Origin of the sequence: Brevibacillus panacihumi W25 (assembly GCF_000503775.1) — a bacterium.
Lineage (GTDB): Bacteria > Bacillota > Bacilli > Brevibacillales > Brevibacillaceae > Brevibacillus > Brevibacillus panacihumi_A.
In genome coordinates, this window is record NZ_KI629785.1 from 795645 (window position 1) to 819902 (window position 24258).

The window sequence follows — 24258 nt, forward strand, 5'->3', positions numbered from 1 at the left end:
TTCGGGGAGGGACATTTGTCATGGAAACAACCAATCAGACACTCGGGATGGACTGGGAGAACGGACAATCAAGCGTGCAGAACATCCTGTTCAAGATGGGGGAAGAATACTACGGGCTCTCCATCTCGCTCGTACGCGAAATCATCAAGCCCCTGCCCGTGACCCGTTTTCCCAAATCGCCCGTTTTTGTAGAAGGCGTTATCGATTTGCGCGGCAAGATTTTGCCGATTATCAACTTGCGCAAAATGTTTGGGCTGGCTCCGCTGGAGATTACAGAGGACACGCGCTTTGTCGATTTGCAACTGGATGGTTTGGCTCTCGGAATTATCGTGGATGCCGTATCCGAAGTCATGCACATCCCGCAAAACCTGATCGAGCCTGCTCCACCGATTATCGCAGGTGTAGAAGGCAAATACCTGCAGGGAATCGCCCGCATGGACGACAAGCTGATCATGCTGCTCGACATCGATGAAATTTTTGGACAATGGAAAAAACCGTAAACACAAAAACGGGCGGATCGTCACCGCCCGTTTTTGCCTGTTCTCTACTCACGCCCTCCGCTCGCCAAGTAAGAGTAATTCACCCAAACCATTTCTTCAATCCCCAAAATCTCCTTGAAGAGATCGACAGAGTCGTATAGAAGGGAGGCCCCGGTCTCGTCGTCCACATCCGTGAGCAGATGCAAATCAAACAGCGACCTGAGCTGCTGCACTTGCTTGGGACCCACGATCCGGTTGAAGGATTGCGGCTTGATCCGGGTAATGCCTTTGCCCACCTCTCGCCGATACAGCTCCGAGCGTACCACCCGGTCCAGGATTTCCTCGTACTTTTTCCGCACGTCGTCACAGGTCAGAATCTCTTCCTGCAAATCCACCTGGGGGTACAGGCGGGCAAATTCCTCTTCCGCCATCTCCTCATCAAGCGAATAGCTGATCGTCCCAGACGACACCTCGCAGCCCGCATCAAACAAGCGAAATCCCCAGCCGCTATCCTCTGCATCGTGAAACCAGAGCAATGGCAGCGGCTGCATGGAGAGCTGCAGCAAGAACGACAATGTCTTCGAGGTTTCCAACCATTCGTCTTCCAGGAAAAATGCATTCCATTCGTTGTTCACGTTTCTGTGGAAGTACGGCTGCTCTGTCCTGGACAAGGCGTTTCGTACTTTCGGTTCGTATTTGCGTGGATAAAGAATGCCGGTTGTAAACTCACCCATCCGTTTTCCACCGCCTTTTGGAAGGCTTCCCTAATCCCTACTTCCCAGTCTATTCAAGCACCGCTTGTTTTTTGCTGTGATCTTTCTCAAACGTGCTGGTGTGGATAATCGTGTGTACCGCTCCTTCCCGTTTCAGCTCGGATTGGTACAGATGGATGTGGTTCACCTGCCAATGCGGCGGTTCATCTTGAAGCAACCGCTCGTCCCAGTCGGCTAACGGGAGTCCTTCTCTACCGCTCTTAGGTCCCCTCGCCAAGGTGATATGCGGGCTGTACTCCCTGCGATCAAAGGCAAGACCTGGATGCAGCTCAAACCGTCTGCCGAGCAGCAAGTGAAGCTGCTTTAAGGCTTCTGTATGCCCACGCAGGCCCAACCAGAGGACGCGAGGGCGATGTTCATTGGGAAACGCCCCGAGATTGCCCATCCGCAGCCGAAACGGCTTCGTAATCGCGCTCACGATATCCATGTCCTCTTGAATCGCCGGAATCAGCGCTTCCTTTACCTCTCCGAGAAAATGCAAGGTCAGGTGCAGATTATGAAGAGATTGCCAGCGGTCAGCTTTTACCTCCTGTCGCAAGCTGCTTTGCACCTGCTCCAGATAGGAAGCAGCTTCTTCTGGTATATCCAAGGCTACGAATAAACGCATCGCTTATCCCTCTCCTTTGATTTTCAGTATTGCGATGAAAAAAAGCTCTCCAGTCTGGTGGAGAGCCTGCTTGATCCTGTTATTCCCAAAAGCGCTTCGCCTTATGAACCCACCTACGTGTATGGATTTCTCGCTTCGCTTCCTGTCTGTGTGAACAGCCGGGCCAGATGCTCCTGGGTGTGGCCATCGATCTCGAGGTGGTAGAGTCTGCCGCCTTCATAGCGCAAGATCGGGAAAGCCCCCAGAGCAAGCGGAGCCGCCTCTTCACTGTGCAGGAATTCGGGCAAGGTCAACAAAAAGCGGGCGAATGGATTCAGTTCCTCATCCGAATAATGAACAACCTCGAAAAGCTGGGCAAGCGAAGGCGTCACGACCAGGTAGAGCAAATCTCCCCTCTCCGCCGCCCAGATGGTAAACGAGCACTCGCGCACGTCGCTGCGAGAATGGCGTCTCATCACCCACACGGCCTGCTGTACCGTACTCATCAAGAGATGATGAGCGGCTTCCTCTCCCCGCGACCTCACCATCTGATCATGCGAGAACACATACGCGATGCCCGTTTCCGCCAGTACGGCATCCGGCAGGCAGATCGCCGGGATCGTCTTGGCCTCTTCTTCGCTGACTTCCGCATCTTCGGGGAGAGCATCGTGTTTGCCTTCATACAAGGAACGAATCATCTGCTGCACTCGTGTCCCTTCTGCCGCAGACAGATCAATCTCCTCCGTGTAGATATGCATCAGGACCCCTTCCTCGTAAGCGAGGTAGTGAAGCCGTGTAGACGGCTGCTCCAGCATCTTCAAAGCCATGTAGCGATCTTCTGCCTTCTGAATGTCGAAGGAGAGCGGGAATCCAAGCGGCTGCATCGGGTCGGACAACGTCCAGATGACGGCGAGCAGCTTTCCACGGTATGTTTTAAACTCCAGTGAGACCGCATCTCTCGTCTGCTCGCTGAACGCCTCTACGCTTTCAAAGACGAGGAACAGCTCGACATTCCCATCTGCGTCCAATCTAGCAAAATACGGAAGCCCCTGCGCTTCTGACAGCTCGTACAAGTGGGGAAAACGCTCCCGTTCGAGGACCTCTCCCTGCGTCTGAGCATCCGGTGAAGCGACAGCAGCATCCGGGCTGATCTGCGGAAAAAAATCATCCTGCCTCTCCTGCATCGCTTACCCTCGCTCTCCCCATGCTTTCACCAGCGGCCATTCTTCCATCTCGCGCAGCAAGGCCTTGTCTGTCGCATCGATATGAACAGGCGTCACCGCGATGTAGCCATGCTTGAGCAGATGGTAGTCCTGCGGTTCTGCAAGCGGAATGCCGTCCGGATAGGTCCTCGTCAAAAAGTAACCCTCTGCTTCCTGGTGGTAGCGGTCCTCATAGTGATGAAGAGAGAGCGCGGCAGGCAGAATTCCCTTTACCTCCTTCAGCGGCAGATGCGGGATGTTCACATTCCAGAAAACTTCCGGTGGCAGCGTGTCCCGCTTTGCCTTCTCGCAAAAGGCTTGAATCAACGGACGGATCATCTCTACAACATCCCCGTAATTCTCCTGATCCTCCCAGTTGTCGTAAGAGAGCGCCACACCCGGCATGCCCAGAATGACAGCTTCACGCGCTCCGCTGCATGTGCCGGAATAGTATATATCTCGTCCCAGATTCGTCCCCACATTGATCCCGGACAGAACAATATCCGGCTTCTGATTTTCCTCGAAGAGCAGATGGTACGCTGCCTTCACGCAATCTGCCGGGTTTCCGTTGATCGCCCATGCTTTGACGGGCATTCCGTAGAAATCCCGTTCCTCTGGAGACAAGGCACTTCGATACGTGAGACCGTGTCCAACCCCGCTTTTCTCTTCCGACGGAGCCACGACATAAATTTCCGCTTCCTCCAGGGTCAAAGCAGCTTCTGCCAATTTTTTAATCCCCAATGCATCAATGCCATCATCGTTTGTAATCAAGATCCGCAACATGGAACTCCTCCTCTGGTCAAAAGCCCTTCAGCCCAATTTCTCCTTATTGTACCATAGTGTCTCCCGCCGTTTGCCACCTTGTCCCAACTTCCAAGGAAAACGGCTGAAAAATGAAGAAAAGGACCCCGTGTCAGACGGGGCCCTCCCTATTCTTCTACGATGTCCTTCCAGCTTTCACGCCATCTGATGCCTTCCTTGACCCATTCTTCCACCTGAAGCTGTTTTTCGGCCGGAATGCCCAGCATGCAGGCAATGCGCCGTATGGCATCTGATTCCGGCATGGACAGCTTCTGGTCAAGCAATGCCATATGATAGAGCTTGCGCATCATCGTCAGCTTTTCTACCGGAGTCAAATCCACCATGTCTTCCAGGATGACCTCTGGCCGTTTGGGATAGTCCATGTCATCCATCAGGATTTGCCTTTCCTTTAATGTGAAATGCTCGGTATTCACCAGCTCCTGAATCCGGCTCATCTCTTTATTGCCAATGTACCCATCTGCATGACCGACACAAATCATCAAGCGAATGGACGCAAAGGATATATGTTTATCTTTTTCCGTTTTGGTATACACGTAATCTTCCTCCCCGGACACCTGCTCATACCATCATCTATTCTGTTTCAACAGGTAAAATACCTTCTACCCTATTATACGTGAAAAAGAGAAAGCGGTTTCATTAGAATATATGTCTTTTTTATGTTTCCATGCGAAAAATCAGCCTCGAAAAATCAATCCATCCATGCGCATCCAGGTGAACATGGGCCAGACGCGGATGCGCCAGCATGTTGACGCGATTTTGGTAAAGCGGGACAAACGTACACGCTTCCAGCAACTCCCGCATGATTTTCGCTGCAATCCGCTTTCTCTGCCGATCCGTTTTCGCATGCAGCATGCCAGCCACCTCTCTGGCGATCCGTTCTTTTGTACCCGTGGCGAGATGATGGCTCATGCTCAAGGCACCCGCCTGCAAAAACTCCAGCAAGGAGACCTCCTCGCGCTCATCCACATTGGCACTATCAACAACCAGATCGGCCTTTTGCATGACTTCCGGCCGAGCCAGCTCCTCGGGTGTCGCGTACACGATCTCGATACGGATGCCTGCCTGCGCGCAGCGGTCGCGAATCCACTCCGCGTCCTCTGCGTGATCTTCATCCGGATAGGTATACAAGGATAAGGCCACACCCGCATGCTCTTCTGCTGGCGATGATAAAGGCATGTCCAGCCATCCTTCCATCCCCTCTCTCGTCCCGCCTAAATCTGCGCGCATCTGCACGGGATCGATCAATCCCGCGAGGTATTGGCGAAAAGCATCCGAACGAAGCGGCCCCTTCTTGGCGGCATTGAAGCTGACGTATTGAAAGCAGCTCTCCAAGCGCGCGATCTCCTGCCAGGCTGACCCGCTTTCCTCCCCTTGCTTGCGTTCGTCCTGAGCAGACTTGAGCCATGGGGTCCCGTCTTCCATACCGGCACCCTCCAACTGCGGCACGCACCAGATTTCCACACGATCGAGAAACGGCCTTCCCGCAAAATACGGCTCAAACGCTTCCAAAACCAGCATCGAATCGTCATTACGCAAAAGCCGAAAAGCCCCGGTCCCCACCGGCATCTGTGCAAATGACGCTCCCATCTGTTCGGCGTAATCGCGCGGGACGATGGACAAATACTCCTTGCTTACAAGCTGCAAAAACAGTTCATTCGGCTCCTTCAGACGGAATTGTACGACGGAATCCCCGAGCGCCTCGACAGCTTCGACCGAGGAGACCAGCCATTGATGAGGGGTTGGGCCACGCATCAGTCTCTGGATCGAGTAACAGACATCATCCGCCACAAGCTTGCGTCCATGATGGAACAGCACGCCTTTTCGCAGGGTAAAGGTCCACAGGCGTCCCGATTCGTCCCGCTCCCAGTCGTAGACGAGATGAGGCTTCACCGTTTTTGTCCCTTCATCAAACCGGACCAGAGGATCGAAAAGCTGCTTTACCAGATGGGTCTGCGAACGCAACAAGACCTGGATCGGATCGAGATTCGCAAAAGGCCTGTCCACAGACAGACGCAAAATGTCGACGGTTCCTGTCTCTTCCGCTCGATGGACGCCAAAATGACTGCTCATCCAGCGCGCATACGCTTCCCACAGGCCTGGCATATCAGCTTTATATTCAGCAATGACGGCTTCAGCAGGGCGGATCTCTCCTCTTTGCACCCATTCCTTTGCAATGGACAGCACCAGATCGTCCGGTCGAATCACACAGATCAGAATCGAGCGGTTTCCCCGTCCTCTGCCGGGCTGCCAGCTTAGCCAGCCGTACTTTTGCATTTTATTCAACGTCAACGTCGCATTACGTGGCGTACAAAACAGTATTTGTGCCACTTCTGCCAAAGTGATGATATGAGGTTGGCCGATGACCAGCCCCTGACAGCCATTGCACAAACGGATGTATTGTTCCAGTACCAGCATCCCGCCTACCTCCTTCGCCTGATAAAAAGATGAAATCTAAACTCGTTTAATCGTACGCTTTTTCCAACAGATCTTCCAGCTTACAATGCTAAAAAGCTCGTATACCTTCACGCTGCAAAGAAAGGACTAACTGCCATGAACCAGTTCAAACGACTGACAGCGGCCTACCCGCCCCTGTTGTGGGTTCGCTTGTTTGGCGAGACCTTGACCACCTTATCCAATACGATGATCGCCCCCTTTCTCGTCCTGTATCTCAGCGAGAACATCGGCAGCTCGGTTATCATGACCATGCTCGTCATCGGTCTGCAGCCATTCAGCGAAATTCTGCTGACGCTCTTTGCCGGCGGGGTGACGGATCGCTATCGCCGCAAAACCGTCATGCTGATCTCCCTGCTGATCCAGGGCGTCGCGATGCTTGGAATGGCCTTCTCGGACTCCATGCTGCTGTTTGCCCTCTCCTATGTCGCGAATGGCGCAGGACGCTCTTTGTTCATACCGGCCAGCCGAGCTATGTTGGCGGATGCGATTGAACCCAAACAGCTCTCCTCGGCCTTTGCGTTGCTGAATACAGCGAGCAGTATCGGCGCTGCAATCGGACCGCTCGTCGGGGTGCTCATCTATCAGCAGAACCCGGCGCTTGCTTTTCTTTTTACGGCCATTTCCTTGCTCCTTTACGCTTTGGCTGTCTGGTGGAAGATCCCGCATTCTGAGCAGCCTGCTGCCACCCTGGAAACGTTGGACACGCCGAGCGCATCGTTGCGTCTGCACACGTATCGCCCTGCCTTCGCCATTATGCTGCTCGCGCTGCCAATCAGTCTGTTTTACGCCCAGACCGAAACCAATCTGCAGCTTCACTTCAAAGACATGCTTCCGAACTACCTGCAGACACTGGCTTTGCTGGCTACGGTAAAAGGGGTATTGCTGCTGCTCTTTGAATTTTTGCTCATTCGTTGGACAAGAAATCTGCCGCCACGTCTCTTGATTACCGGGTCGTACTTTTGCTTTGCTGGAGTCGGGCTGGGATACGCGTTTCTCGACCATGTGCCGTCCTTGCTCGCTCTGCAAATGCTGCTCGTATTGGGAGAGAGCATCGGGCTTACCCATCTGTTGACCTTCGTTTCCCGGATCGCGCCCCCGTCCATGCGCGGACGCTATTACGCCATCACGGGAACGCACTGGGACATCTCCCGGATGTGCGGCCCATTCCTCGGCAGCCTCGTCCTGCTCCATTATGGCGGCGCTATGCTGTTCACCATTTCTGCCCTTGTCTTATTGCTGGGTGGAATCGCCATGAACCTGTACCTGAGCAAAAAAGAATCAGCCTTCCCACTCGAGCAGGAAGGCTGAATCATACCCTATCAGGTCAACAAGAAACGGTCTTCGCTAAACGTCTCGCCGCCACGAGCCGTCTCGAAAGCTTTTAGCAAATCCTGGGGCTTCATGGTGCGCTTTTTCTCATCGGGAATATCCAGGATGATGCCGCCGTCATGAAGCATCAGCAAGCGATTCCCCATGTTGAGCGCCTGATCCATGTTATGCGTCACCATGATCGTCGTCAGCTTGTGGCGTTCTACGATCTTCTCGGTTAGATCCACGATCAGTTGCGCCCGTTTGGGGTCCAGCGCTGCCGTATGCTCATCAAGCAAAAGAATCTTCGGCTCCGTAAAGGTCGCCATCAAAAGACTCAAAGCCTGGCGTTGACCGCCGGAGAGAAAGCCAACTTTGGTTTTGAGGCGGTTCTCCAGCCCTTGGTCCAGAAGCTTCAACTGTTCGCGGAACAGCTCGCGCTTCTGGTTGTTTACACCAAAAGAGAGCTTGCGCTTTTCTCCCCGGGCCAATGCAATAGCCAAATTTTCTTCGATGGTCATATTGGGAGCGGTGCCCGCCATGGGGTCCTGGAACACGCGGCCGATCAAGCCAGCGCGTTGATGCTCTCCCCAACGGGTGACATCTTTTCCATCGATGCTGATGCTTCCTGTATCGGGGAGCATGCCCCCGGAGATGATGTTCATCAGCGTCGATTTCCCTGCACCATTACTCCCGATAACCGTGATAAATTCGCCACTTTTCACCTGCAGCCGGACGTTGTTCAAGGCAATTTTTTCATTTACTGTTCCAGCGTTAAAAACTTTGTGTACTCCTGCGATATTAAGCACCGTCAGTACCTCCCTTCACCGTACGGACCACTTGTTTCTTCCAGATGCCTTTGGCAAATGTCGGTACGGTGAGTGCCACAATCACGATCAACGCCGTGATCAGCTTCAAGTCGGACGGATCGAGCCCCGCCTGCAAGGCCAATGCAATAACCAATCGATAGACGATGGAGCCGCCAATTACGGCCAGCGTCACACGGAAAATAGACGAGCTACCAAACAGGACTTCTCCGACAATGACTGAGGCAAGACCAATCACGATCATCCCGATCCCCATACCTACATCGGCAAACCCCTGGAACTGGGCAAGCCAAGCGCCCGATACTGCGACGAGTCCATTGGACAGTGACAGACCGATGATAGTCGTAGAATCTGTATTGACGCCAAAGCTGCGAATCATCTTCGGATTGTCGCCGGTAGCACGCAGATCAAGACCTAAATCGGTATGGAGGAACCAGTCGATGATCAGCTTGAGGATCAAAACCCCCACAGCGAAAACGATGGCCACCCCTGTCAACAGTGTCACGCCGCTAATAACGAGATTCGGAATTCCCAAAGCCTTGGTATACGTAAGCAGCGTCTCTTCCCGCAAGAGAGGCAGATTTGCTTTGCCCATGATGCGCAAATTGACGGAATACAGCGCGATCATGGTCAGAATCCCTGCAAGCAACGCGTTTACTTTCCCTTTGGTATGCAGGACTCCGGTAAAAGCCCCGGCCAAGCAGCCGACAACGAAAGCGACTGCTGTAGCCAAAAATGGATTGGAGCCGCCGATGATCAGCTTGGCTGCTACCGCTCCGCCGAGGGCAAAGCTGCCGTCTACAGTAAGGTCAGGTACATTTAGGATGCGAAAGGTCAGGTACACGCCAAGGGCCAGTATGCCGAACAACAGGCCCTGTTCGATTGCACCCATTAATGCCAGATTCATGAAGGAGTCCCCCTGTTGCTTTTATTGCTCAAATACTTCCCCAGCTCGGTCGAGCATGCTTTGTGGAAGCGTAACACCCATTTTTTCTGCTGCTTTTTTATTGATGACGAGTTTCATTTCAGCTTGCATCTCTACTGGCATATCCCCTGGCTTCGCTTCGCCTTTCAGGATTTTGGTTGCCATATCAGCTGTTTGCGCACCCAATTTGGTGTAATCGATACCGTATGTTGCAATCGCCCCGCTCTTCACGGAGTTTTCTTCACCCGCGATGACCGGAATTTTTTGGTCTTCCCCTACACTAAGTACGGCCGCGATGGAGGACACAACCAGGTTGTCAGTCGGTACGTAGAATGCATCTACCTTGCCGATCATCGATTCAGCCGCCTGTTTCACTTCTGTCGCGCTGGATACCGCTGCTTCACGGATGGTCAGGCCTACCTTGTCTGCTACAGCCTTGGCTGCGTCTACTTGTACCTTGGAGTTTACTTCACCGGAGCTATAGATAATTCCTACAGAAGCCGCATTCGGATTGATTTCCTTGATCAGCTTCAGTTGTTCTTCCACCGGGTTCATGTCGGAAGTACCTGTTACGTTCCCCTCAGGCTTTTCCATGGCTTTAACCAGACCTGCTTCGACAGGATCTGTCACCGCTGTAAAAACAATCGGAATTTCCTTACTAGTCTGAACTGCAGCCTGAGCGGTTGGTGTCGCGATGGCGAGAATCAAATCCACCTTGTCCGTCTCGAATTTCTGTGCGATGGAAATCGCTGTGTCCATGCTTGCTTGTGCAGATTTGTGATCAAATACAACCTGCTTGTCCTGCTCATAACCATTTTTCGCCATTTGCGCAATGAATCCTTCTCGCGCTGCATCCAAGGCTGGATGTTCTACAAACTGTGCGATCCCAATGGTAAGCTTCTTCTCTTCTGGAGCAGGTGCCGGAGCGTTGGCTGCTGGCGTCTCAGGCTGTTGCGAATTGGTGTTCGCTGGAGCGCTGCTTTGCTGTCCACATGCGGTAACGGACAAAAGTAAGAGAGGAATAAAAAAACGCCCAACCATTTTCATCGGATGGTATTATCCCCTCATGGTAGACAGTGAAAAAAGAGTTCATGGTATCATGGACTCATCATTGTTGACCGGAGGGGATTTTTTATGCCGCCAAAGAAGGGACAAGCCTTTAATCGCTATGACGAGGATACGAAGAAAGAGGCTGTTCGCTTACGTGTTGAAGAACAGTGGAGCTACCCAATGATAAGGGAAAAACTCGGAATTAAAAGCGATGCGCAGATCATCAGTTGGGTACGTAAGTACCAGAGTGGAGAATCGTTTGAGGATTATCGTGGGCGTTGGACAAAGAAGCATTTTAGTAGTGTAGAAGAGGAAAATACCTACTTGAAAGCGCAGGTCGAATACCTAAAAAAGCTCAATCCGAATCTACATGGGGAGGGAAGTTGGATAAGCAAGCCCGGTTTAGGACCATCGAAAAAATGAAGAAGAAGTATCCCATCGTCATGCTTTGCAAGATCGCCGAAATATCGCGGGCTGGTTACTACAAGTGGAAAACAACCGTTGGAAACCGTGAAGCTCGGATTGAGCAAGATACCGATCTAAAAGAACACATTCTCGCGATTAATCGGCTGAGACCTTATTTTGGATACAAACGTATGCGTACGGCTCTACGCAAAGAAGGGCTTCACATTAACCATAAAAAGGTACGTAGGCTCATGCGAGAACTGGGTATTCGCTCGGTTATCCGTAAGAAACGCCCCTTTGCGGGGCGGAAACCATCTGTTGTCTTCCCGAATGTTCTCAACCGTGAATTTACAGCAGATACTATTTTGAAGAAATTTGTGACGGACATTACTTATGTCCGAGTTGAACATGATTTTGTCTATTTGTCAGTTATTTTAGATCTTTGTAACAACGAAGTCGTAGCCTGGGAAATATCTACGCGAAACGATTTACAGCTCGTATTGGATACCGTAAAGCAGTTGGACGCCAAAGACGCCATTCTTCACTCAGATCAAGGATTTCAATACACAACCAAATCGTACAGTAATCTTCTCGAGGAGAAAAAACTCATTGGAAGCCATTCAAGACGTGGGAACTGCTTTGATAACGCCTGTATAGAGTCGTTCTTTTCCCACCTGAAAACAGAAAAGCTTTACCTTGAGAAGCCAAATAGCGAAGTTGCAGCACGTAAAATGATTGCCGAATACATCAATTACTATAACCATGAACGCTTTCAGAAAAAACTTGGCGACCTCTCCCCGATAGAATATCGAGAAGCGATCGCCGCCTAAGTTAATCACTCTTTTTTAGTTGTCTACTTGACGGGGCTACGACCAGGATTTTTTCTCTTTTTTACCATCTTTCATAACCCCCACTTCTCAAATTTAGTTAATCGTATCATGATAAAAACGATTTTAAAAGATGTAAAAAAAAGAGAGCACGAGGCTCTCTTTACTTGATGAGTTCTTTCGCTTGTTGTTTAAGCGCGTCCGTGACAGTAAGTCCGAATTTTTCCACTGCCGATTCATTAATGTAGAGATCTGCGGTTTTGGAAATCTCGACAGGTGTTTCGGCAACCGCCTGCCCTTTGAGGACGCGAGCCGCCATCTCACCTGTTTGTACGCCCATTTTGTAGTAATCAATTCCGTATGTCGCGACTGCGCCGCGTTTGACTGTATCTGTATCAGAGGCGAAGACCGGAACTTTGTTCGCTTCGGCAGCACCAAGCACAGCTTCAAAGGAAGAAACCACTGAGTTGTCGATCGGAATGAAAATCGCGTCTACCTTCCCTACCAATCCCTGGGCTGCGATCTGAATTTCGGACATTTGCGAGGTTCCGGCCTTGACCAGCTCTACCCCGGCCTTTTTGGTCGCTTCCTCCAGATCCTGCACCTGCACTTCAGCGTTTACCTCTGAAGTGGTGTAGATGACGCCCAGCTTTTTCAGCTCAGGCAGGAATGTCTTGATCAATTCAAGCTGCTGTTCCATCGACACTTTGTCGGATGTTCCGGTCACATTGCCTTCAGGCTTCTCCAGACTGCTCACCAGCTGTGCGGAGAGCGGATCTGTCACCGCGCTGAATACGACTGGCTTGTCAGTAATCGCTTTGGCTGCCGCTTGTGCGGATGGCGTCGCAATCGCGATCACAATATCTTTATGATCACCCGCGTACTTCTGGGCAATCGTTACGGCATTGTTCATATCGGCATGCGCGTTTTGGTAATCGACGGCCAAGTTCTTGCCGTCCTCATAGCCTGATTCCTTCAATCCGTCCAGAATTCCCTGACGAATGCTATCCAAGGCCGGATGCTCGACAAATTGGGTCAAGCCCAGCTTAACAGTCTTTGTCTCTCCTGCTGCAGGTGTTTCTGTTTGCGATGGCGTTTGCGGTTGGGCTGCCGGCTGTGATCCACCGTTCGATCCCGCTCCACATGCTGCCAAAGTCAGCGACAGCAATGCTGCCATAACAAAACTGCTTGCTCTTCTCATCTCTGGTTCCTCCTCTAGTCTCTGCTCCACTCTTTTATCTACAAAATCTTTGTCCTATTATAGCACACTGTGCAACTTTGAAAAGAATTTTTGCAAACTTTCTTCTCTCGTACCCTACGGCTCCTCGCTCGCTTCTGCGGTATCCGGCTTCGGTGCCAAACGTGTGACCTGAACGCGTGTAATCCGGTAGTGATCGACTTCCTCGACCATAAACTGCCAATTCCCTTCGCGGATCAGATCGCCTACCTTCGGCGTATGATCAATCTGCGTGTAGATCCAACCAGCAAGCGTATCCACTTCGTTGGAGGTCAGCTCGATGTCCAGATAATCGCTTACTTCCTCCAGCAGCATCCGCCCGTCCAGGGAGAGAATCCCATCTTTTCTTTCCACTTCCGGACGCTCATTGTCGAATTCATCCTGGATGTCTCCTACGATCTCTTCCATTATATCCTCCAACGTGACGAGTCCGGCAGTTCCCCCGTATTCATCAATGATGATCGCCATCTGACCGCGCTGCTTTTGCAGCATCGTCAGCAGCCGGCTGATGGAAATCGTCCCAGGGACGCTTAAGATCGGGCGCATGAGCGCTTGGATATCCTTTTTCTCCCCCTGCAGCACTCCTGTCAGCAGATCTTTGATATGGAGGCTTCCGACCACATGATCCTTGTCTCCGTCTACCACCGGGTAGCGGGTGAAATGCCCGGTCTGCACCAGCTGGACATTTTCCTCAAAGGAATCGTGGATATTCAGAACGATCATATCGGTGCGCGGAACCATGATCTCCCTGGCCATCGTTTCCGAGAAGTCGAAAATATTATCCACCAGCATCAGCTCAGTTTGATCGATCAAGCCGCTTTTATGGCTTTCGTTGACCAGAATTCGGATTTCTTCCTCTGTATGCGCCTCCTGATGGGGCTCCATTGAAATATGAAAGAGAGCGAGAAAGCGAAAGGCTGACCAGTTCAGAAAAGCAATGAACGGATACATCACCTTGTGAAAAATCTGGATGGGCCTTGCTACATTCATAGCAACCCATTCGGTCCGCTGAATGGCAAAGGTTTTGGGCGCCAGCTCGCCCAAGACAATATGTAAAAAAGTAATGACAGAAAACGCGAGTATAAAGGAAATGCTGCCAACCAAGGTCTCGTTCAACTCAAAGTAGCGAAAGACCGGATGCAGCAGGTGAGCGACAGCCGGTTCCCCCAGCCAGCCTAGTCCCAGCGACGCGAGTGTAATCCCCAATTGGCAGGCAGACAGATAAGCATCCAGATTTTGGAGAACCTGCTCAACGCTGCGAGCGCGGCTCTCTCCCTCTGCCACTAACTGGGCGATCCTCGACTCCCGCACCTTGACGATCGCGAATTCTGTGGCGACAAAAAAGCCGTTGAGAAGCACGAGGACTATCACCATGAAGAGATTGAACACTGTCCCCCACCATTCCATGATCTGCCTCCTCCTTTCCACGGGACTTTGGTTATTGTTTCCCACCATGGGACAAATGTTACCGCTTCGTTTTTCTTTCTTTTCCCGATTGTGTTACCATCAAACTGAGCATATATGTCCTTTTTTGAGGTGAGTCACTTGTCTTACCGTCCCGATTTGCCCATGATCGTGCAAAGTGACCGTACTATCCTGCTGGAAGCACAGCATCCTGCCTATGAGGAAGCGAAGCAGGCGATCAGCGGTTTTGCGGAGTTGATCAAAAGTCCTGAATACATCCATACCTATCGCATTACGCCGCTCTCCCTGTGGAATGCAGCCGCAAGCGGAGGTTCCTCTGAAGAGGTCTGTGCTGTGCTTGGAAAGTACAGCAAATACGGGGTACCCCCCACGATCATCAGTGAAATTACGGAAACTATGCGGCGCTATGGCTTGATCCGCCTGGAAAAGTCCGGTGATGATCTGCTTTTAACCTCTGAGGAAACATGGCTGCTGGAGGAGTTGACTGGCTACAAAGCCATTCGGCAGCTGCTGACCGAGGAAATCGATGAAAACAAAAAAAGCTTTGTGGTGAAGCCCTTTTACCGCGGGTTGATCAAGCAGGAGCTGATCCGCCTCGGCTATCCTGTAGAAGATCTGGCCGGCTATGCTCCCGGGGAGCCTTGTCCAGTCAGTCTGCTCGAGACGACGCGGCAAAATAAGCCCTTTTCGCTCCGTTCCTATCAAAAAGAAGCCGTCGACGCTTTTTATGCAGACGGGAGTCCGACTGGAGGCAGCGGGGTGCTGGTTCTCCCCTGCGGGGCAGGAAAAACGGTGATCGGATTGGGGGCCATCCATCAGCTTCAGACGGCTACTCTCATCTTGACTACCAATACGACATCTGTCCGACAGTGGATTGCCGAAATTTTGGACAAAACAAGTCTTGATCCTTCGCTGATTGGCGAATACACTGGTGATCGCAAGGAAGTGAAACCGATCACGGTCGCAACCTATCAAATTTTGACCTATCGACCCAACGCCAGCGAAGATTTCCCCCACCTGACACTCTTTTCTAAGCGCGATTGGGGGCTTATTATATACGATGAGGTGCATTTGCTGCCCGCGCCTATTTTTCGTGTCACCTCCGGAATTCAAGCGACTCGGCGTCTGGGTTTGACTGCCACGCTGGTACGCGAGGATGGCCGGGAAGAAGATGTCTTTACTTTGATTGGGCCAAAAAAATACGAGGTTCCCTGGAAGGAACTAGAGAAAAAAGGCTGGATTGCCGAAGCATGCTGCCGAGAAATCCGGCTGCCTTTTGAACCCAAGTGGCGGGAAGCCTATGCACGCGCCACAGCCCGGCAAAAGTTCCGGATTGCGGCAGAAAATCCCCGCAAATTGGAGGTGGTTCGCCACTTGCTGGAACAACATGCTGACGACCAGGTGCTGATCATCGGACAATACGTGGACCAGCTGCATGAAATGGCGGACGCGCTCTCTCTGCCGCTGATCACCGGGAAGGTTCCGGAAAAAGAGCGAATCCTCTTGTACGAGCAATTTAAAAAAAGGGAATTGAAGCGTCTCATCGTCTCCAAGGTAGCCAATTTCGCTGTAGACTTGCCGGATGCCAACGTCGCGATCCAGATATCCGGTACGTTTGGCTCCAGGCAAGAGGAGGCGCAAAGATTGGGGCGAATCCTGCGTCCCAAGGCGGAAGCCAACCAGGCTCACTTTTACACGCTGGTGACCCGCAATACAAGGGAGCAGGAATTTTCCATGCACCGTCAGCTTTTTCTCGCTGAACAAGGATATCCATATGAAATTATAGAAATGGAAACGCTGGTATGAAACGTTTGATAGCTGCCAGCGTCTCATAGAGGGAAGGGAGGCCGGAGATTCAATGCAATCCGACGCCGAAATCATTCAACGGATTCTGCAAGGCGACATCGAGGGGTATCGGGATCTAATCCAGCGGTACCAGCATATGATCTACGTGTTTATCTACAAAATGGTGAATAACCGCACGGATGCGGAAGATCTCACGCAGGAAGTGTTTGTCAAGGCGTATGAAAAGCTTTCAACCTTCCGCGGCGACAGCCAGTTCTCTTCCTGGCTGCATACACTCGCTCGCAACAAGAGCATCGACTTTCTGCGCCGCCGCAAATTCCATGACTCTGATGAGCAATTGGCATTCGTCCCTTCACAGACCCGTGATGAATCTCCACAAGAGTCATTGATGAACAAGGAACAGCGGCGAGAGATCGAAGAAGCGTTTGCCCTTTTGTCAGATTCCTATCGTGAGGTGATCGTGCTTCGTTGTACGCATGAATATCCGTTTGAAAAGATTGCTTCACTGCTCGGCATTGCCGAGTCTACCGCCCGTGTTCGCTATTTGCGTGCTCGCCAGGAACTAGCAAAATTGTTAACCCGCAAGGAAGGGGGGCTCGTACATGAACTGCCAGGCATTTAGAAACGCATGGATACATGATACAGACAACGACGACTTGTTTTTGCATATCGAAACTTGTGAGGCGTGCATCGCGTGGATTGAAACGCAGATGGCAAGCGACGAGGAGGTGCAGTTCTTGAAAGAGGTACCGTCACCGCCTGCGAACCTGGAAGAGAGGATCATGCAAGCGATCTATCAGGCCTCCGAGCAAACTGCGCCACCATTAGCGGCAACCATACCGCTCCCAACGGCACCCCCGGCTGCCCAAGCAAAAGGCAATAAGCGCACAAAAGGCTTCCCTTCTTACGCCTGGGTGAGCGCTGCAGCCGTCCTGCTCGCGGTCGGCGTGGTCGGCTACCAGCAATTGTCTGTGCCCGAACAGTTCCAGACTGCGTCGGAACCGATCAACAATCAGGCTGGAAGCAATGCCCAAATCGCGATGAATTCTCCACAAGCCAGCCCCGCTGCAGAGACAGCGCCGGAAAATACAGAGACTCAAGCAAGCGGAAGCAGTGAGCCGCAGCAACAAGTCCAAGAAACAATTGAGGCATATGGAGATCAACCACCTGAAGCAGCAGCATCAGTCGAGATTGCAGCTGCCCCTCCTGTACAAGAGAAGCAGGCGGAAGCTCCAGCAGCAGCCAAAAACGGCCTGGAAGCCAGCATCGCGATGGCTGATCCCGCACGAAGCACGCCAAAAGAAAGCCGCGGCTTGATGGCACGAAACGGAACGCCGAAACCAGTTTCAGACCCTGTCGTCAAAAAAGAGACAGCACCAACTGAAAGTGAAACTGGCACGGCCCAAAAGGAAGACAGACAAGCCACAATGGACCATGCGGATATGAGCCTGGCTGCTACTGCTTTCGTCCATGAGCCCGTATATGCACGGACGGTCGATCCTGAGGCGGACATGAGCATGATGATGGAAGCAGATACAGGGACAGCAAAAAGCGCTTTGGTCGGCCCTCCTCTTCCAGCTGCGGAAAGCTCTCCGATCACGCTGTCCACTTTTAATGACGTGGAGACAGCCGTACAAGCATCGGATATGCCGGTTCCCGTCCTGGCAAAGGTACCAGACGGATTTGCCATGAGCGGCATCTCCATCCGCTACGAAACGGAAACGAGTCAGCATGTAGCGCTTCTTCTGGCAGACTATCAGCGCGATCAGGATTGGATCAAGATCGAAGTGGTCCGAAATAAGGATGGGAAGCGAAGCCTCTCCATTCCAGGAACCTTCACTGCTACACACCTGTTCTCTGTGAACAACGAGCAGGCCATCGGGGTCTCGTTTGAAAAACAGCCAAAGCAAGAATCAACAGCACAACACGCTGTTCACTTCAACGCTTCGGCTGGAGAACAATCGCTGTATGTCGTCTTGACTGCAAACGGCATTTCTCTGGACGAATTGATGGAGTTGTCGAAAGAGATAACCTGGAAGCCGTAAACGTGGAAAAATACACAAAGGACACGCTCTGCTTGTGAATCAAGCAGTACGTGTCCTTCTTTTTTCATGATGACGCAGGCGTTAAGGCATGAGGGTCAGCAGGCCGTATGCGACGGCAGCAGTCAAGATCGCACTCCAGATGATGATTCCGATCGCCATCCAAAGCATCAGCTTGCCTGTCGGCGCTCCCAGGGAAATCCCGATGGCAGCCCCCAATGGTGCTCCTGTCAACAGCGGCGATAACAGCCCCAGCCCGATCACTCCGTATTTTTCCCAAATACGGGCCATGCGACCTTTTTGTCCTTCCTTTTGTGCGACTCGCTTAAGCAGCCAAGCTCGCAGCGAGCCTCCCAGATAGATGACGATCGCCCCGCTGGCAATCGCTCCCGCTCCACTCAATACCCCGGTTGTGACAGGGGATAATTGCAGGACAAACCCTAGCGGTATGCCTGCCCACAACTCGAGCATCCCCGTCCCGAAGACACTTCCCCACTTCCAAAGCATATCCAACAAAACAGCGCTCTCCTCCCGTTGCCGATTCCCAGCCCTACCTTAGAGAGTACGAATCAAAGAGAAAAGAGTTTCCCTTTTCGCTAGGAAGTGACGTCCCGGCGGATAAACACCGTATAGGCTACGACTAGCGAGGCAATGGCCCATACACTAAGAACGGTCAGTGAAAAGGGGAGTGTCATGCCTGCAATCGGGGGCAATGTACCATTGAGATAGTCGGTCAACTCCAAATTGACGATAAACAGGTATTTGGACGCCTCCCAGGACGAGGCCATCTGCGTCAAGATCATTCCACTGATTAAGGCAGCCATCATGATGCCCATCCCAGCGGCGGCGCTTCTCACCAGCACGGAGACCATGAAAGTCACTGTTCCAACGACCACGCAGACAAACCAGCCAAGCCCGTATTGCAGCAGCAGGAACTGCCATTGGGGTAGCATAAACACATTGGAGGTATCCAGCTCGCTTCCCTGCACCTGAAAACCGGTCAGAATCGGCAGGCTCCACCCCGAGTACCCAAAGACGGTTCCCGAGATCAAATACGCCAGAATCAAGGTCATCAGGACCGTCAGAGAAGTGAACAGGACCATGGTGATATATTTGCTGGTCAACACCTTCCAGCGCCGCACCGGACGGGTCAGCAGCAGCTTGATCGTCCCTTCGCTGAATTCAGCCGAAACGAGGTCCACAGCCAGGACGACGATAATCATCGGCAAAAACATGGTGATGGCCTGATCCATGAATCCTCTGGCGAAGGTCGGCCCACCCGGAGCCATCGGATCGATGTCGTGATCGAGATAATATTGCTGCTGCTGGATTCGTATCTTGATCAGGTCCCGCCATTCCTCGGGCAAACGGCTGGAGGCCAGACGGTTTTGCATATCCACAATCTGCTGGGTCAGCAAGGGCCGCCAATCGCTCGTGCCCATCCGCTCCTGCGCTGTTACCACAGAGCGGTACTGAGCATAGGTAAAGATCGGGATGAGGATGACCAGAATCAGCACGACAACCAGGAAACGGCGGCGTCGCAGCAATTTGACCGTCTCGTTTTGCACGAGGCCCAGCATGCTAGGATTCATCCGCTCCACCTCCTCCCGTGACCGTCAAGAACAGATCCTCGAGTGACATGGTTTTGGTCGCGATCCCCCGAACAGGGACGCCCGCTTCGACGAGAGCCTGATTTACTTCACTGACCCGCTCCGTCTGCATGCGGCATTTCAGCCTCTCTTCACCAATCTGCCAAACCTGTGAGACGGCCGGCAAGCCACGCAGGACCTCCATCCCTTTATCCAAAAAGTCTGGTGAGATCGTCCAGTCCACCTGATCCGCAAACTGTGCCATCAGCTCTGTTACCAGGCCGACAGAAATGACCTTTCCCTGATTGATAATGGCTACGCGGTCGCACATCATCTCGATTTCACTCAGCAGATGGCTGGAAATAAATACAGCCAGCCCTTCTTCCTCTGCGAGACGTCGGATGAACTGGCGCAATTCGCGGATGCCCGCCGGGTCCAATCCATTGGTCGGCTCGTCCAGAATAAGGATCTTGGGCTGATGCAGCAGGGCTTGGGCGATTCCCAGCCGTTGCCGCATGCCGAGGGAGTAGGTTTTCACCTTGTCGTCGATCGCTCGCTCCAGATCGACGAAGCGGATGATCTCCTCGATCCGCTCCATGGGAATACCGCCGCTCATACGGGCGAATTGCTCCAGATTTTCTCTTCCCGTCAAAAACTTGTACAGCTCCGGATTTTCGACAATGCAGCCTACCTTTGCGATCGCTTGCGGGAACTGGTCGCGGATGGAAATGCCGCCGATGCGTATATCGCCTCCATCGGCTGATGCCAGTCCGACGAGCATCCGGATCGTTGTCGTTTTTCCCGCTCCATTAGGCCCGAGAAACCCGAACACCTCACCCGCATAGACATCAAAGGTCATATCGTGAATGATCGGTTTGCCTCCGATCTTCTTATGCAAATGTTTGACGGATAGCACTACCTCAGCCAACATGCGTCCTCCTGTCCAGGCTGTATCCGGGTCCACTGCCGCCAGAAAGCCTGTTTGTGGTACACTGAAAGAAAGTAGATGTCCACCCATATTATAACATGTACAATCAGCAAATACGTGAAACAGGAGGTTACCTGATGCGCATATCCGGACAGCTTCTGTGGCGTACAGCAGGCTTTTTTTCGCTCCTCGCCTTCCTGCTGTTGGCCACGGGCTTTTTCCTCGCGCTCCAGCCGCAAGTCCTGGCACCGTCCAAAGCCCCCTCGCCCTCACAAGCTGTCATTCCGGCTGCTCCGCCAGCAGTCGAAGGCATACAGAAAGTCGTGGCGCTCGGGGATTCCCTCACGCGCGGAGCTGGCGATGCCAATGGTCTAGGCTATGCCGGTCTGGTTCGACAAGCTCTGGAGAAGAAAAGCAAGCATCCGATCACGTTTACCAATCTGGCGATCAACGGACAAGAATCCCCTGACCTGCTCAAGCAACTCAACACAGAGCAGGTAAAATCTCTGCTCGCAGAAGCAGATCTGATCCTGTTTACCATCGGCGGCAATGATCTCTTCAAGCAAACAGGCGGTCTATACATGATGGAGAAAGAAAAATTGGCCGCAGCTACGAAGGAGCTCACGGCCAACTATCAAGAAATTCTCCGGCAGATTCGCGCCCTGAATAAAAAGGCGCCGATCATCTACACATCTTTGTACAATCCGTTTGGCAATACAGAAGCTGCTGCCGAGACGATTATGCCCGTACTTGACTGGAATGCTGCGGCGCTACAGATCTCGGCTGACTATTCACAAGTCTTTGTAGTCCCGACCTACGACCTTTTCCAGAACAAGGAGAGTGAATACCTGTTTACCGACCATTTCCATCCGAACGCCGCCGGATACGCGCGCATCGCGGAGCGGATCATGCAAGCACTAGAGTGATTCGGTGCGGGTGTAATTAATCGATTTCCCGGTACTCAGAAGATAGGCGCGCTGTCCCGCCCAGTGAAACACGCTGCTGACCAGCGAGAAGGCAGCGACGACCAGGAAAAGCACAGTGCCGTCATAGGTGGCAAGCAGCAGACCGCCAAGCCACGGCCCGATGAACTGCCCGAGATTGCTGAAGCTTTTGGCTCCGTAGTAGCTGCCGCGCATCGCCTCCGGTGCCATCCGGTCGATCAGAACGTCACCCGAGGTAAAGGTCAAAATCTCTCCAAAGGTAAACAGAATCATCGCGATAATAAAGATCCACCCTGTGGCGGCAAATGCAAAGCCAAGGTCTCCAAGCGCGTACATGATGTTCCCCACCACGATTGCTGTGAGTGGGGTTCGTTTTTCAGCCCACGTAGTCAGCGGCATTTGCAGCAGCACTACTACAATGGCATTGACGCTCATTAAAATGGCAAACAGCTCGACGCCGTTCGGAATGCTGAGTTCAACGTACTTGGCGAGAGTCGTGGACATCTGCGAATACCCGATGGCCCCGAGCACTCCGGCAATCATGTAGAAACGGAATGCCTTGTCATGAACGACGACCCGAAACGCGTGTCCAAATGTGACATGCTCTTTCTTTTGCCCTTCAATGGTCTTGATGCCGAAGCGATTGAGCAAGCCCTGCAGGCTGATCACATAGATCAAATAGATCACAGCAGTACACAGGAAAGGCAAGGCTACCGAGGATTTTGCCAGCACTGCGCCTGCAATCGGTCCTACTGCCACTCCAACATTGATCGCTGTATAACGCAGGCCGAATACACGATAGCGTTTTTCTTGCGGCGTCACATCAGCCATCAACGCCTGAGAGACAGGCTCATAGAAAGAGCGGCAAAGTCCTCCCGCCATGTTGAACAGAAGCAGCAAAAGCGGATTTTTCGTCACCGCAAAGCCGATAAAGACGAGTGTCCAGACATAGAGCGCGCCGATCATGACGCGTCTGCGGCCGATCCTGTCTGACAAGGTTCCCGCGATAAAGCCCCCTACGGTTCCCGCCAAAGCCCCGGCACCGATCATCATGCCAATCGTCGCCAGGTCCAAATCTGTATTGTTGGACAGGTATAAAAATAAAAACGGCATGCTCATCGAGCTGGCCGCCCGGACAAAAACAGTTCCGACTACGAGCGACCAGACAATGGGGTGGAACTCCTGAATCATATCTTTGATCTTGCGCATGGAATCTCTCTCCTCACAACTGTACTGCCGAATGCTCCCAGCAGAACAGATGCTCTGCATTTTACCCATTGTAGTGAGGCGAGAAGAATTCGTCAATCACCATTCAAACTTTTTTGAATGTTAAATATCGATTTTTTCGATTAACTCTCCCTGTGCATTCCATTTGACTGCCCGGTAGCAGTTGTCATGGTAAAACGTAAACCAGGCTCCTTGCTGCATCCCTTCCTTGATCCACTTCTCTTTGGCGAAGATGGAGTCCATTGGATAGTCGTCGTAGGCCATCACCCAGAGCGGATTTTGATGGGCATGCGTCGGCATGATGTCCGCCAAATGCAAGATCAACTGCCCCTCGCTCTCCATCCGCACGATGGCATGTCCCTGACTGTGGCCGCCTGTATGGATCAGTGTAATTATGCCGGGAATCAACTCGTGGCTATCCCCGTATGTTTTCACCTGGTGTTCAATGGGACGCCAGTTCTCCTCCCAGTAGGTGTTGCGCGAGCGAATATTGGGCTCCCGCATCTCCGCCCACTCCAGCTCCTGCACGTAGATCTCGGCATTCGGGAAGGTAGAGACCAGCTTGTCCTCCTGCCGTTTGACCAAGCCGTTAACATGGTCGTAGTGCATATGGGTCATGATCACGATGTCGATGTCTTCCGGACTTAATCCCTTCTCATCGAGACCTTCCGCCACCTGGGATTCCTCGAGCAATCCGAAGTTCCGTTTTTGCTTTTCGGTCAATCTGTCATTGCCCAGCCCCGCTTCGATCAGGATTCGCTTTCCATCCACCTCGAGCAAAATCGGGTCCGCACGCAACGGAATCTGGTTCAGTTCGTTGGCAGGATAGCGCTTGCTCCACAATGGTTTTGGCACAACTCCAAACATCGCTCCGCCATCGAGTTGAGTCAAGCCGCCATTCAGCCAGGTAAATTTCAGCTTGCCTGCTTGCCATTCTGTCAATTTCATCTTCTTCCCCTCGCTTTTTCTCTTTTTCTATTTTCTCATTATGGTTGTCCAGCGTGAAAGCTTCAATAGAAAAAAGCACCCCGGATGAGGTGCTACCCTTTTTCTTCCACACATACCCTTCTTGCGGCCGGGGCGATTTCCAGCAAAAGGTCGCTTGATACAGCCTGCACGGTCACATCTGAATCGGATTTCCTGTGGTGCAAATATAGTTGTGCCACCTTTTCACTCTCACGATATATGCTGATCAGGGTTTTCAATGGGTCTGCGCTTCCACCAGCGATGATTTTAAAGCCTGGGGCAATTGAAAACGTCCAGCCCTCCACCTCAACCACTGAAGCAGTCGAGTACAGGAAGTGGCGTTTTCCCAAAAGTATGCCGTTATGATTCATCAAGGCGAGTGCCCCCAATCACATGATTTTTCATGATACTCATCTCCTATATTGCAAGAATCAAA

The 24258-nt window shown here is 52.2% G+C and carries 24 protein-coding genes; 7 read left to right on the forward strand and 17 right to left on the reverse strand.

Annotated elements, in window-relative coordinates; genetic code table 11:
* Positions 1-20: 20 nt before the first annotated feature.
* A complete protein-coding gene (locus T458_RS44835) occupies positions 21-500 on the forward strand; it encodes a chemotaxis protein CheW (protein WP_023557634.1) in 480 nt (159 codons plus the stop codon).
* Between the two features lie 44 nt (positions 501-544).
* Here the strand turns inward: T458_RS44835 and T458_RS44840 are convergent, their stop codons facing one another.
* The 6 genes from T458_RS44840 to T458_RS44865 form a co-directional block, all read right to left on the reverse strand.
* Positions 545-1213, reverse strand: a complete 669-nt coding sequence (locus T458_RS44840) for a hypothetical protein (protein ID WP_023557635.1) — start codon at positions 1211-1213, stop codon at positions 545-547.
* A gap of 49 nt (positions 1214-1262) precedes the next feature.
* A complete protein-coding gene (gene thpR, locus T458_RS44845; protein WP_023557636.1) occupies positions 1263-1859 on the reverse strand; it encodes an RNA 2',3'-cyclic phosphodiesterase in 597 nt (198 codons plus the stop codon).
* 113 nt (positions 1860-1972) lie between these two features.
* Complete coding sequence (locus tag T458_RS44850) at positions 1973-3022, reverse strand: hypothetical protein (RefSeq protein ID WP_023557637.1); 1050 nt, start codon at positions 3020-3022, stop codon at positions 1973-1975.
* A gap of 3 nt (positions 3023-3025) precedes the next feature.
* On the reverse strand, positions 3026-3823 hold the full coding sequence (gene surE, locus T458_RS44855) for a 5'/3'-nucleotidase SurE (protein ID WP_023557638.1): 798 nt from the start codon (positions 3821-3823) through the stop codon (positions 3026-3028).
* A gap of 146 nt (positions 3824-3969) precedes the next feature.
* The gene (locus T458_RS44860; RefSeq protein WP_023557639.1) at positions 3970-4395 is read right to left on the reverse strand and encodes a tellurite resistance TerB family protein; all 426 of its coding nucleotides are present in this window, start codon (positions 4393-4395) and stop codon (positions 3970-3972) included.
* Between the two features lie 121 nt (positions 4396-4516).
* Complete coding sequence (locus T458_RS44865; RefSeq protein WP_023557640.1) at positions 4517-6277, reverse strand: SgrR family transcriptional regulator; 1761 nt, start codon at positions 6275-6277, stop codon at positions 4517-4519.
* A gap of 135 nt (positions 6278-6412) precedes the next feature.
* On the opposite strand from T458_RS44865, the gene T458_RS44870 reads away from it, so the two are divergent.
* Positions 6413-7624, forward strand: a complete 1212-nt coding sequence (locus T458_RS44870) for an MDR family MFS transporter (protein ID WP_023557641.1) — start codon at positions 6413-6415, stop codon at positions 7622-7624.
* 11 nt (positions 7625-7635) lie between these two features.
* Here T458_RS44870 and T458_RS44875 read toward each other — a convergent pair whose 3' ends face one another.
* From T458_RS44875 to T458_RS44885, 3 genes are read right to left on the reverse strand one after another with little or no spacing between them, the layout of a single operon-like run.
* The gene (locus tag T458_RS44875; RefSeq protein WP_023557642.1) at positions 7636-8433 is read right to left on the reverse strand and encodes an ABC transporter ATP-binding protein; all 798 of its coding nucleotides are present in this window, start codon (positions 8431-8433) and stop codon (positions 7636-7638) included.
* Positions 8426-9358, reverse strand: coding sequence for an ABC transporter permease (locus tag T458_RS44880; RefSeq protein WP_023557643.1), 933 nt, complete (start codon positions 9356-9358; stop codon positions 8426-8428). The genes T458_RS44875 and T458_RS44880 overlap by 8 nt, the downstream gene beginning before the upstream one ends.
* 21 nt (positions 9359-9379) lie before the next feature.
* Positions 9380-10423 carry an ABC transporter substrate-binding protein gene (locus T458_RS44885; protein ID WP_023557644.1) on the reverse strand — a complete coding sequence of 348 codons (1044 nt, stop codon included), beginning with the start codon at positions 10421-10423 and terminating at the stop codon, positions 9380-9382.
* Positions 10424-10510: 87 nt separating this feature from the next.
* Here T458_RS44885 and T458_RS44895 point away from each other — a divergent pair.
* Positions 10511-11661, forward strand: a protein-coding gene (locus tag T458_RS44895; RefSeq protein ID WP_144083815.1) for an IS3 family transposase whose coding sequence is annotated in 2 segments (ribosomal slippage) — positions 10511-10772 and positions 10772-11661 — 1152 coding nt in all. Because the reading frame shifts where the segments join, the coding sequence is not laid out codon by codon here.
* 160 nt (positions 11662-11821) lie between these two features.
* Here T458_RS44895 and T458_RS44900 read toward each other — a convergent pair.
* Both T458_RS44900 and T458_RS44905 read right to left on the reverse strand, forming a co-directional pair.
* A complete protein-coding gene (locus tag T458_RS44900; protein WP_031305961.1) occupies positions 11822-12859 on the reverse strand; it encodes an ABC transporter substrate-binding protein in 1038 nt (345 codons plus the stop codon).
* A gap of 114 nt (positions 12860-12973) precedes the next feature.
* Entirely contained in the window at positions 12974-14302 is a 1329-nt protein-coding gene (locus tag T458_RS44905; protein WP_023557646.1) for a hemolysin family protein, read from the reverse strand.
* Between the two features lie 138 nt (positions 14303-14440).
* On the opposite strand from T458_RS44905, the gene T458_RS44910 reads away from it, so the two are divergent.
* The 3 genes from T458_RS44910 to T458_RS44920 are packed head-to-tail and all read left to right on the forward strand — an operon-like array spanning position 14441 to position 18171.
* Positions 14441-16126 carry a DNA repair helicase XPB gene (locus T458_RS44910; protein WP_023557647.1) on the forward strand — a complete coding sequence of 562 codons (1686 nt, stop codon included), beginning with the start codon at positions 14441-14443 and terminating at the stop codon, positions 16124-16126.
* A 52-nt stretch (positions 16127-16178) separates the two neighbouring features.
* On the forward strand, positions 16179-16748 hold the full coding sequence (locus T458_RS44915) for an RNA polymerase sigma factor (RefSeq protein ID WP_023557648.1): 570 nt from the start codon (positions 16179-16181) through the stop codon (positions 16746-16748).
* Positions 16729-18171, forward strand: coding sequence for a hypothetical protein (locus tag T458_RS44920; protein ID WP_023557649.1), 1443 nt, complete (start codon positions 16729-16731; stop codon positions 18169-18171). Before T458_RS44915 ends, T458_RS44920 begins: the two co-directional genes overlap by 20 nt.
* A gap of 81 nt (positions 18172-18252) precedes the next feature.
* Here T458_RS44920 and T458_RS44925 read toward each other — a convergent pair whose 3' ends face one another.
* From T458_RS44925 to T458_RS44935, 3 genes are all read right to left on the reverse strand, one after another.
* Positions 18253-18675, reverse strand: coding sequence for a small multi-drug export protein (locus T458_RS44925; RefSeq protein ID WP_252989855.1), 423 nt, complete (start codon positions 18673-18675; stop codon positions 18253-18255).
* An 89-nt stretch (positions 18676-18764) separates the two neighbouring features.
* Positions 18765-19760: an ABC transporter permease gene (locus T458_RS44930; RefSeq protein WP_023557651.1), complete on the reverse strand. Its 996-nt coding sequence runs from the start codon at positions 19758-19760 to the stop codon at positions 18765-18767.
* Entirely contained in the window at positions 19750-20688 is a 939-nt protein-coding gene (locus tag T458_RS44935) for an ABC transporter ATP-binding protein (protein ID WP_023557652.1), read from the reverse strand. Before T458_RS44935 ends, T458_RS44930 begins: the two co-directional genes overlap by 11 nt.
* A gap of 134 nt (positions 20689-20822) precedes the next feature.
* Here T458_RS44935 and T458_RS44940 point away from each other — a divergent pair, with 134 nt between their 5' ends.
* Positions 20823-21611, forward strand: coding sequence for an SGNH/GDSL hydrolase family protein (locus tag T458_RS44940; protein WP_023557653.1), 789 nt, complete (start codon positions 20823-20825; stop codon positions 21609-21611).
* On the opposite strand, the gene T458_RS44945 is transcribed toward T458_RS44940, so the two are convergent.
* From T458_RS44945 to T458_RS44955, 3 genes are all read right to left on the reverse strand, one after another.
* On the reverse strand, positions 21603-22838 hold the full coding sequence (locus T458_RS44945) for an MDR family MFS transporter (RefSeq protein WP_023557654.1): 1236 nt from the start codon (positions 22836-22838) through the stop codon (positions 21603-21605). The genes T458_RS44940 and T458_RS44945 overlap by 9 nt on opposite strands.
* 120 nt (positions 22839-22958) lie before the next feature.
* Positions 22959-23804 (reverse strand): YtnP family quorum-quenching lactonase, encoded by an 846-nt coding sequence (locus T458_RS44950; RefSeq protein WP_023557655.1) that lies wholly within the window; start codon positions 23802-23804, stop codon positions 22959-22961.
* A 92-nt stretch (positions 23805-23896) separates the two neighbouring features.
* Positions 23897-24193: a hypothetical protein gene (locus tag T458_RS44955; RefSeq protein ID WP_023557656.1), complete on the reverse strand. Its 297-nt coding sequence runs from the start codon at positions 24191-24193 to the stop codon at positions 23897-23899.
* Positions 24194-24258 lie beyond the last annotated feature (65 nt).